General features: G+C 62.4%; 10 protein-coding genes and 1 pseudogene. 3 read left to right on the forward strand and 8 right to left on the reverse strand.

The genetic code is table 11. The features are described from left to right. Positions 1–162: 162 nt before the first annotated feature. The 6 genes from IB266_RS18080 to IB266_RS18105 all read right to left on the reverse strand — a co-directional run bounded on the left by IB266_RS18080 (position 163) and on the right by IB266_RS18105 (position 4,090). Positions 163–735: a HupE/UreJ family protein gene (locus IB266_RS18080; RefSeq protein WP_060739394.1), complete on the reverse strand. Its 573-nt coding sequence runs from the start codon at positions 733–735 to the stop codon at positions 163–165. 30 nt (positions 736–765) lie between these two features. Next, positions 766–1,380 (reverse strand): urease accessory protein UreG, encoded by a 615-nt coding sequence (ureG, locus tag IB266_RS18085; RefSeq protein ID WP_060739393.1) that lies wholly within the window; start codon positions 1,378–1,380, stop codon positions 766–768. 9 nt (positions 1,381–1,389) lie between these two features. Then, on the reverse strand, positions 1,390–2,064 hold the full coding sequence (locus tag IB266_RS18090; protein WP_192261981.1) for an urease accessory protein UreF: 675 nt from the start codon (positions 2,062–2,064) through the stop codon (positions 1,390–1,392). Beyond that, positions 2,061–2,561, reverse strand: coding sequence for an urease accessory protein UreE (ureE, locus tag IB266_RS18095; protein ID WP_060739391.1), 501 nt, complete (start codon positions 2,559–2,561; stop codon positions 2,061–2,063). The genes IB266_RS18090 and ureE overlap by 4 nt, the downstream gene beginning before the upstream one ends. A gap of 271 nt (positions 2,562–2,832) precedes the next feature. Next, entirely contained in the window at positions 2,833–3,465 is a 633-nt protein-coding gene (locus IB266_RS18100; RefSeq protein ID WP_192261982.1) for a TetR family transcriptional regulator, read from the reverse strand. A 157-nt stretch (positions 3,466–3,622) separates the two neighbouring features. Continuing rightward, positions 3,623–4,090: a hypothetical protein gene (locus IB266_RS18105; RefSeq protein ID WP_192261983.1), complete on the reverse strand. Its 468-nt coding sequence runs from the start codon at positions 4,088–4,090 to the stop codon at positions 3,623–3,625. Positions 4,091–4,467: 377 nt separating this feature from the next. Between IB266_RS18105 and IB266_RS18110 the strand changes: the two genes are divergently transcribed. Then, positions 4,468–6,543: an AsmA family protein gene (locus tag IB266_RS18110; protein WP_192261984.1), complete on the forward strand. Its 2,076-nt coding sequence runs from the start codon at positions 4,468–4,470 to the stop codon at positions 6,541–6,543. Positions 6,544–6,672: 129 nt separating this feature from the next. Here the strand turns inward: IB266_RS18110 and IB266_RS18115 are convergent, their stop codons facing one another. After that, a complete protein-coding gene (locus tag IB266_RS18115; protein WP_060739387.1) occupies positions 6,673–7,203 on the reverse strand; it encodes a ferritin-like domain-containing protein in 531 nt (176 codons plus the stop codon). Between the two features lie 120 nt (positions 7,204–7,323). Here IB266_RS18115 and IB266_RS30740 point away from each other — a divergent pair. Beyond that, positions 7,324–7,440: pseudogene (locus tag IB266_RS30740) on the forward strand (FMN-dependent NADH-azoreductase); the annotation flags it as partial. Between the two features lie 120 nt (positions 7,441–7,560). Beyond that, positions 7,561–8,451, forward strand: a complete 891-nt coding sequence (locus IB266_RS18120) for an esterase/lipase family protein (protein ID WP_192261985.1) — start codon at positions 7,561–7,563, stop codon at positions 8,449–8,451. A 102-nt stretch (positions 8,452–8,553) separates the two neighbouring features. Here the strand turns inward: IB266_RS18120 and IB266_RS18125 are convergent. Further along, positions 8,554–9,005, reverse strand: a 452-nt coding sequence (locus IB266_RS18125) for a transposase (RefSeq protein ID WP_192261986.1), incomplete at its 5' end; no start/stop codon positions are given.

The following is a 9,005-nucleotide window of genomic DNA, read 5'->3' on the forward strand; positions in this document are numbered from 1 at the left end:
GCGACATGGTAGCAGAGTGACCGACTCCAGAGAGATGGCGCTTGTAAGTCCGTCATCGCGAGCAAGCTCGCTCCCACAAGGGCCACCGATCAAAGTGTGGAAGCCCGAACAAACTGTGGGAGCGAGCTTGCTCGCGATGGCGGCCAGGCAGGCGCTAAAGAATCAGCTGGCCAACAACCAAACCCCAGCCCCCGCCGAAGCCGCCCCGGCCAACCTGACCAACGGCGCCGCCGCTTGCGGCAACACCCGCACCAGCGCAAAACCTGCGCCATGCAGCGCCGCCGTGGCCGCGACGAAGCCTGCCGCATAGGCCCATGGGCTCGACATGTCCGGCAGTTCCAAGCCATGGGCCACGCCATGGAACAGCGCAAACAGGGCGGTTGCACCGACCGCCAGGCTCAACGGCGGACGCACCGCCAGTGCCACCGCCAGGCCCAGGGCGAGCACCGAGGCGGCGATGCCGCTTTCCAGCGCTGGCAGGTCCAGGCCTTCAAAGCCCAGCAGGCCGCCAAGCAGCATCGTACCGACGAAGGTACATGGCAGTGCCCAGCGCGCGGCGCCTTGTTGTTGTGCAGCCCACAGACCGACCGCCAGCATCGCCAGCAAATGGTCGAGCCCGCCGATGGGATGGCCGAGGCCGGCGATCAGCCCGTTGTCGCCGTGGCCGGGGTGAGCGAAGGCCAGGGCCGGGGTCAGCAGCAGGGCGAGGGCGCCGAGAATGCGTTTGAACGTCATGGATAAGCTTCCTTGTTGTCAGTCGAAAAATCAGGCGGCGCTCAGCAGGCCCTGGCGCTCGATGAAGGCGATGATGTCGTCCAGGCCTTGGCCGGTCTTCTGGTTGCTGAACACGAAAGGCTTGCCGTTGCGCATCCGCCGGGTGTCGCTGTCCATCATCTCCAGGGACGCGCCCACCAGGGGGGCCAGGTCGATTTTGTTGATGACCAGCAGGTCGGATTTGCAGATGCCCGGCCCGCCCTTGCGCGGCAGCTTGTCGCCGGCCGAGACGTCGATCACATAGATCGTCAGGTCCGACAGCTCGGGGCTGAAGGTCGCCGACAGGTTGTCGCCGCCCGATTCCACCAGGATCAGGTCCAGGCCCGGGAAGCGCCGGTTCAACTGGTCCACCGCTTCAAGGTTGATCGACGCATCTTCGCGAATCGCCGTGTGCGGGCAGCCGCCGGTTTCCACGCCGATGATCCGCTCCGGCGCCAGGGCCTCGTTGCGCACCAGGAAGTCGGCGTCTTCGCGGGTGTAGATGTCATTGGTGACCACCGCCAGGTTGTAGCGTTCACGTAGAGCCAGGCACAGGGCCAGGGTCAGGGCGGTCTTGCCGGAGCCCACCGGGCCGCCGATACCGACGCGCAGAGGTTGTGTATTCATGTGTGTCTCCTAGGAACGGAACAGGCGGCTGTACTGGCGCTCATGGGCCATGCACGCCAGGGACAGGCCAAATGCGGCGCTGCCGTAATGATCGGGGTCGATGTTCGAGGCGTCGTGCTGGGCCTGTTGCAACAGCGGCAGCAGTTCGCTGGTCAGGCGCTGGGCCGCTTGTTGGCCCAGGGGCAGGGTTTTCATCAGCACCGCCAGTTGGTTTTCCAGCCAACTCCACAGCCAGGCGGCGAGAGCGTCCTGGGGGGCGATCTGCCAGGCGCGGGCGGCCAGGGCCCAGCCCAGTGCCAGATGCGGCTCGCTGCGCTGTTCGAGAAAGCCTCGCGCGGCGTGGTCGAGTTCCGGCAGGCCTGCGAGCAATTGCTGCAACGAGTAGCCCATCTGCCGGCTCTCCTGATACAGCTCGCGGGTTTCCCGGCTGGCGCGGTGCTCTTCGCAATGTTGCAGCAGCGCGTCCCAATCGTCAGCGGCGGCTGCGGTGCAGTGCGCCAGCAGCAAGGGCGCTTCGAAGCGTGCCAGGTTCAACAGCAATTGATCGCTGATCCAGCGCCGCGCGTCGTCGGGGTTTTTCACCTGGCCATTGTCCACCGCCATCTCCAGCCCCTGGGAATAGCTGTAGCCGCCAATCGGCAGCTGCGGGCTGGCCAGACGCAGCAGCGCCCAGGCCGGGTTCATGTGCGCACGCCAAACTGATGCAGGCGCGGCGCGTAGTTGAAGTCTTCGTCGCCGTGCCGGGAATGATGATGGCCGCCGCCATAGGCACCGTGTTCTGGCTGGAACGGGGCTTCGATGGATTCGACGCTGGCGCCCAGTTGCTCGAGCATTGCCTTGAGCACGTAGTCGTCCAGCAGGCGCAGCCAGCCGTCGCCCACTTGCAGGGCCACGTGGCGATTGCCCAGATGATAGGCGGCGCGGGTCAGTTCGAAGGCGTTGGCGCAGGTGACGTGCAGCAATTGTTCGGCGCGGGCGCAGACGCGCACGATGCGCCCGTCTTCGGCCTGCAGGCATTCGCCGTCGTACAGCGGCGGCTGGCCTCGTTCCAGGAACAATCCCACGTCTTCACCTTCGGCACTGAAACAGCGCAGGCGGCTTTTGCTACGGGCGTCGAAGGTCAGGTGCAGCTCGGCGTCCCAGCGCGGTTGAGTGTCGATTCTGCGGTGGATCACCAGCATCGGAGTGCTTCCAGCAATGAACGGTGCTGTGTTTAGAGCAAGGGGCTTGCCAATCGAAGAAGGTGTAGGAAATAGCTGGGATGGCGTTTCAGGATGGGGCGGATTGCGTGCCATGTTGGTGCGTGTCGGGATGTCGCGCACCATTTTGCGGCTTGCACAAAAAATCTGTGGGAGCGAGCTTGCTCGCGATAGCGGTGGGTCAGTCAGCATTGATGTCGCTGACAGACCGCAATCGCGAGCAAGCTCGCTCCCACAGTGGATACATTCGGGGTTATTCGGTACTGCCCAACCCTTGCCAATGCTTGAGGCCAATGAAGATGAACCGCAGTTGCTGGGTAATCTTCGCCTGGGGCGTGAGGTGTTCGGGGAGGGCTTGGGCCGGTGGGTCGATGATGTCTGGCAGGGTGGCGAACACGCTCTTGACGATGAGGTCGGCCATCACGCCCAGGGCGGCCAGGTCCAGGTGCTGCAGCTTGGGCATCAAGGCCAGGTCGGCGGCCAGGTCCGAGCTGATGCCTTCGCGCAATTGGGCGATGGCCTGGCGCACCGGCAGGGAGCCGCCGTATTGCTCGCGGGCCAGGAACAGGAATTGGGATCGGTTGGCTTGCACCACATCGAGAAAGATCCGCACCGACGCATCGATAATGCCGCCCATGACGAACTCGTTGTGGCGTACCAGGCGGATGGTCTCGCGAAAGGTCTGGCCGACTTCGCTGACCAATGCCAGGCCCAGTCGGTCCATGTCCTCGAAGTGCCGGTAGAATCCGGTGGGCACGATGCCTGCCGTCCTGGCGACTTCCCGCAGGCTCAGGCTGCCGAAGCCCCGGCCGCACTCCATCAAATGGCGGGCTGCGTCCATCAGGGCAATTCGGGTCTGTTGTTTCTGTTCGGCGCGGGGCAGCATCGCAAGGCTGACTTCTGATTCACGGGAGCGACGCACTCTAGCAAATCGGCTTTGCCGACGTCGAACGGTAGAGAGGGATCGGGCGGGGAAAACGAGGGGTTTGAAAAGTCAAAAGCCCGATTGCAGGAATCGGGCTTTTTTCTGGGCCACCATGGGCTCAGCTCACTGCACTGTTGCGTTCGATCACGCGGTCACCACCGTCAGCTGCCAAGGTCTGGCCTTGTGGAGTGCGGTCGGAACCGTCAGCTGCCAAGGTCTGGCCTTGTGGAGTGCGGTCGGAACCGTCAGCTGCGAGGGTCTGGCCTTGTGGAGTGCGGTCGGAACCGTCGGCTGCCAAGGTCTGGCCTTGTGGAGTGCGATCGGAACCGTCAGCTGCCAAGGTCTGGCCTTGTGGAGTGCGGTCGGAACCGTCAGCTGCCAAGGTCTGGCCTTGTGGGGTGCGCTCGGAACCATCTGCTGCCAGGCCTTTTTCCTTCAGGCGATCACTTCCGCCTTCAGCGACGGTCTGGCTGTAGACAGAATGGCTGTCCTTGACCTGTGGCGTGGCTTGTTCGGAAGCTGGCAGTGCGAAGGCGGTAGAGGCCAGCAGAGAAAGTGAAAGACTCATCAGTAATTGGCGTTTCATGATCGTTGCTCCTTGGGAGGGCGATAAAGTGGGTACGAGGGCAATGCTACTCTCGATAAGTCGATATAAAAGTTCATAAAGACAATGGTAATAATCAACGGAATTGATTGTTCTGGGGGAAGGCTCTAGATCGGGCGTTTCCGGGGTTCGGTTTTGCACTGCGGTGGGTATTTTGTACCCATTGGCGCCTCGTAAATGTGCGGGTGCGGTAACAGTTTGTTGGCTGATTGGTCAGGATCCAGGCATTTTTTTGTGCCGTTCATCGGCACCTGTTGGTCGTTTCATCAGTCCAACCTTTCATGACGAACCGACTGCGGGTTCGTATTTCCAACAGCGCCGTGGTTGCGGACGCTGACTTGTCATCAGGAGCCTTGTGCATGACGCGCACCTCGAAAATCCTCGCCTGGAGCTTTGCCAGCCTTGTTGTCCTGCTGGCGGTGCTGGTCCTGGTCATCGCGTTCTTCGACTGGAACCGCATCAAGCCCCCGCTCAATGCCAAGGTTTCCGAGGAGTTGCATCGCCCCTTCGCCATCAACGGCAACCTGGCGGTGGTCTGGCAGCGCGAACCGGGAGAAGGTGGCTGGCGCGCCTGGTTGCCGTGGCCCCATGTGGTGGCCGAAGACTTGAGCCTGGGTAACCCGGACTGGTCGAAAAACCCGCAAATGGTCACGCTCAAGCGTGTCGAGCTACGCGTTTCGCCCTTGGCCTTGCTGGCCCGGCGAGTGGCGATTCCGCGCATCGACCTGACGGAGCCCAACGCCAACCTGCAACGCCTGGCGGACGGTCGCGCCAACTGGACCTTCCAGTTCGACCCGAAGGACCCGGACGCCGAGCCGTCCAGCTGGGTGGTGGACATTGGCGCCATCGGCTTCGACAAGGGCCACGTCACTCTGGACGACCAGACGCTCAAGACCCGGCTCGACCTGTTGATCGATCCGTTGGGCAAACCCATTCCGTTCAGCGACATTGTTGGCGACAAGGCCGCCAAAAAAGCCCAGGACCAAGGCGCGACGCCGCAGGACTATGCGTTCGCCTTCAAGGTCAACGGGCAGTATCACGGGCAAAACCTGACCGGCTCCGGCAAGGTCGGTGGCTTGCTGGCGTTGCAGGATGCGTCACAACCCTTTCCGCTCCAGGCCCAGGCGAAGATCGGCGACACTCGCATCGAACTGGCTGGCACCCTCACCGACCCGCTGAACCTCGGGGCCCTGGACTTGCGCCTGAAGCTGGCCGGCAAAAGCCTCGCTCATCTTTACCCGCTGACCGGCGTGACCTTGCCGGATTCGCCGCCTTACGCCACCGATGGCCGCTTGATTGCCAAGCTGCATGAGCCGGGTGGGGCGCTGTTCCGCTACGAGGCGTTCAACGGCAAGATCGGCGACAGCGATATCCATGGCGACCTAGCCTATGTCGCCAGCCAGCCGCGGCCGAAACTCAGTGGTGCGCTGGTCTCCAATCAACTGCTGTTCAGCGACCTGGCGCCGCTGATCGGTGCGGACTCCAATGCCGAGCAAAAGGCCCGGGGCGGCGCCAGCAAACAGCCGACCGACAAGGTCTTGCCCGTGGAAGAGTTTCGCACCGAGCGCTGGAGCGTGATGGACGCCGATGTGGAGTTCACCGGCAAGCGCATCGTTCACAGCGAGCAGTTGCCGTTCAGCGATCTTTATACCCACCTGGTGCTCAATGATGGGCAGTTGAGCCTGGAACCCCTGCGCTTCGGTGTGGCCGGTGGCCGCCTCGATGCGCAGATCCGCCTCAACGGGCACACCCAGCCCCTTGAAGGCCAGGCGAAGCTGACGGCGCGAGGGTTCAAGCTCAAGCAACTGTTCCCGGGTTTTGAACCGATGAAAACCAGTTTCGGCGAATTGAACGGCGATGCCGACATCGCCGGGCGCGGCAATTCGGTGGCGGCACTGCTGGGCACGGCCAATGGCACGCTGAAAATGCTCATCAACGATGGCGCCATCAGTCGGGAATTGATGGAGCTGGCGGGACTGAACGTCGGCAACTACGTGGTGGGAAAAATCTTTGGCGACAAAGAAGTGAAGATCAACTGCGCGGCGGCGGACTTCGACATCAAGACGGGCCTGGCGACCACGCGGCTGTTCGTGTTCGACACGGAGAACGCGATCATCTACATCGACGGCACGGCGAACATGGCGAGTGAACAACTGGACCTGACCATCACTCCCGAGTCCAAGGGCTGGCGTCTGATTTCCCTGCGCTCGCCGTTGTACGTGCGCGGCCCGTTCGCCAAGCCCGCCGCTGGCGTCAAGGCCGTGCCCCTGATGCTGCGCGGTGCCGGAATGGTGGCGTTGGGCGTGATCGCCGCGCCGGCGGCCGGGTTGCTGGCGCTGGTGGCGCCCAGTGGGGGTGAGCCGAACCAGTGCGCGCCGCTGCTGGAGCAGATGAAGGCGGGCAAGGCGCCGGTGACGGTCAAGCCTACCCGGTAGCCCGGTTGTGCGGTGAGGTGGCTGGCCTCATCGCGAGCAAGCTCGCTCCCACATTTTGACCGCATTCTTTCAGACAGAATGCAGTCCCCTGTGGGAGCGAGCTTGCTCGCGATTGGGCCCTGAAGGCTATTACAGATCGGCCAGGATATCGGCCATGTCATCGGCATGCTCTTCTTCCTGGGCCAGGATGTCTTCGAAGATGCGCCGGGTGGTCGGGTCTTTTTCGCCGATGTACTGGATGATTTCCCGGTAGCTGTCGATGGCGATCCGTTCGGCCACCAGATCCTCGTACACCATTTCCTTGAGGGTGTTGCCCGCAACGTACTGGGCGTGGGAATTGCGGGTCAACAGGTCAGGGTTGAACTCCGGCTCGCCGCCCAACTGCACGATGCGCTCGGCGAGTTTGTCGGCGTGTTCGGCTTCCTGGTTCGCGTGTTCGAGGAACTCACTGGCCGCCACGCTGGCCTTGAGGCCGGAGGCCATGAAGTAGTGACGCTTGTAGCGCAGCACGCAGACCAGTTCGGTGGCCAGCGCTTCGTTGAGCAGGCGGATGACTTCCTGTCGGTCGGCGCCATAGCCTTCGGTCACTGCGCCGTTCTGCACGTTCTGCCGCGCACGTTCGCGCAGGGTGGTTACATCGGATAAGTGCATGTCGCTCATCTCGTTCTCCTGGAGGCTGATCCGGTTGGAGCGTCACGCTCTGCTGGCGCGATCACTTCTTAGGTGGAGTGAGGAACGAGGCAAAAAGTTTAATGAAATGTGTCAGTGCAATTCCCATTCGGCATCACCGATGTGACGGTGGTGGCGGCCGAAGGCGAAGAGTCAGCCGAGCGCAGCTTCGCGTTGTCTTGTGCCGAGGCCGAGGAGCGCTTGCTGGCCTTGGCGCGATCTTTCTGAGAGGGGGCTGCGGCGCAGCCCAGCGGGAGCAAGCTCCCTCGCCACGGATTCATCTGGGTGTCATAGACTGGTCATCATCGGTATTGATGCTGATCCCTTCTTGATCACAAGGATGTCGCCATGTCGCAACGCTGCGCCACTCGTTATCCGCTGGTACTGGTCCCGGGCATGTTCGGGTTCATACGCCTGGTGCTGTACCCGTACTGGTATGGGATCGTCTCGGCGTTGCGTCGCGGTGGGGCCGTGGTGGTGGCGGTGAAGGTTTCGCCGTTGCACTCGTCCGAGGTGCGCGGCGAGCAGTTGCTGGCATTGATCGACGACATCCTGCGGCAAACCGGTGCGCAGAAGGTCAACCTGATCGGCCACAGCCAGGGCAGCCTCACCGCCCGTTATGCCGCCGCCAAACGCCCGGACCTGGTGGCGTCGGTCACGTCGGTGGCCGGCCCCAACCATGGCTCCGAACTGGCCGATTACCTGCAGGCCCACTACCCGGCCGACAGTGCCAAGGGGCGTGTGCTCAGTGCCGTGCTGAGCCTGATCAACGCCCTGATGAGCCTGCTGGACACCGGCTATCGGGGGCCGAAGCTGCCAGTGGACATCCATGCTTCCCACGCCTCCCTGACCGCCGCCGGGGTGGCGCTGTTCAATCAAGGTTATCCACAGGGCCTGCCGGTTACCTGGGGTGGGCACGGGCCGGAAGAAGTCAATGGCGTGCGCTATTACTCTTGGTCCGGCACCTTGCAGCCGGGCAAGACCGATAAAGGGCGCAATCTGTTCGACGGCACCAACCGCACTTGCCGTTTATTTGCCCGCACCTTTGTCAGGGAAGCGGGACAGTGCGACGGTTTGGTCGGACGCTACAGCTCACACCTGGGCACGGTCATCGGCGATGACTATCCGCTGGACCACTTCGACATCGTCAACCAGTCGCTGGGGCTGGTGGGCAAGGGGGCCGAGCCGGTCCGGTTGTTTGTCGAGCATGCGCAGCGGTTGAAGGCGGCCGGGGTGTAGGGTTTCGAATCGAGTTGTCCGCCATCGCGAGCAAGCTCGCTCCCACAATGGGCCGAGCGCTGCAAACCCCCTGTGGGAGATTCTATGGTTGAGGGGAAGCCCTCAAGCCGCTTTGGGTTGGTATTTGCTTTGCTCTTTCAGCAGAGCGAATACGATCCGAGCAAGCTTGCGAGCCAGCATTACCAACGCCTGAGTGGTAGTGAAACCACGAGCTCTTTGCTTTTCATAGAAGCCTCTCCAGGCAGATGTGCGGCTAGCCGACATGGCGGCATTGTGTAACAGCCGACGAACTTCCGGGTCGCCTCGTTTACTCAAGCTGCGGCGCCCGTCTTTTTGTCCTGATTTCGACACTCGCAAGTCCATCCCCAAGAAGGCAATGAAGGCGTCTGCGCTTCTGAAATCCCCTCGCTGAAATGCCGTAAGCAAGCGGGCTCCGGTCAGAAAGCCAATGCCCTCAACCTTCAAGCAACGGTTCAGCTGACCCAGCAAACCAGCATCCCTCAGATGATCCTTGATCGTTTTCTCGATCAATGTCTCAAGCCTCTGCATGGCTG

The organism is Pseudomonas sp. Pdm06 (assembly GCF_014851795.1).
Lineage (GTDB): Bacteria > Pseudomonadota > Gammaproteobacteria > Pseudomonadales > Pseudomonadaceae > Aquipseudomonas > Aquipseudomonas fluorescens_AA.

Coding starts and splice junctions, on each gene's coding strand:
- IB266_RS18080 (WP_060739394.1), bottom strand. CDS start 735: ATGACGTTCAAACGCATTCTCGGCGCCCTCGCCCTGCTGCTGACCCCG.
- ureG (WP_060739393.1), bottom strand. CDS start 1,380: ATGAATACACAACCTCTGCGCGTCGGTATCGGCGGCCCGGTGGGCTCC.
- IB266_RS18090 (WP_192261981.1), bottom strand. CDS start 2,064: ATGAACCCGGCCTGGGCGCTGCTGCGTCTGGCCAGCCCGCAGCTGCCG.
- ureE (WP_060739391.1), bottom strand. CDS start 2,561: ATGCTGGTGATCCACCGCAGAATCGACACTCAACCGCGCTGGGACGCC.
- IB266_RS18100 (WP_192261982.1), bottom strand. CDS start 3,465: ATGCTGCCCCGCGCCGAACAGAAACAACAGACCCGAATTGCCCTGATG.
- IB266_RS18105 (WP_192261983.1), bottom strand. CDS start 4,090: ATGAAACGCCAATTACTGATGAGTCTTTCACTTTCTCTGCTGGCCTCT.
- IB266_RS18110 (WP_192261984.1), top strand. CDS start 4,468: ATGACGCGCACCTCGAAAATCCTCGCCTGGAGCTTTGCCAGCCTTGTT.
- IB266_RS18115 (WP_060739387.1), bottom strand. CDS start 7,203: ATGAGCGACATGCACTTATCCGATGTAACCACCCTGCGCGAACGTGCG.
- IB266_RS18120 (WP_192261985.1), top strand. CDS start 7,561: ATGTCGCAACGCTGCGCCACTCGTTATCCGCTGGTACTGGTCCCGGGC.